The sequence below is a fragment of the Photobacterium sp. R1 genome, from assembly GCF_054600795.1.
In genome coordinates, this window is the sequence record NZ_BAAHZP010000569.1 from 1 (window position 1) to 270 (window position 270).

Here is a 270-nt window from a genome sequence, read left to right on the forward strand (position 1 = left end):
CGGCATCTCTGCCAGCAGGCGGCGTACTTTCTTGCTGTCGAAGAAAGGCAGTGCATCCAAGCTGGACGAGTTCAGGGTGTCATTAACCAGTTCAAATAACGGTCCCTGCTGCATCAGTGTGGAAGGCGGAGCACGGAAGTAATGTTTTTTACGCTTATACAGTTCTTCAGGCAGGTAAGGCTTCATGGCTTCACGAAACACAAATTTTTCGGTATTACCGCGCACTTTCAGATGCACAGGCAAGGTCGCCGCCAGCTCCATCACCCGGTG

General features: G+C 51.9%; 1 protein-coding gene. It reads right to left on the reverse strand.

The features are described 5' to 3' along the window. Positions 1–270, reverse strand: a 270-nt coding sequence (locus ACYP03_RS26320) for an asparagine synthase-related protein (RefSeq protein WP_459782712.1), incomplete at both ends; no start/stop codon positions are given.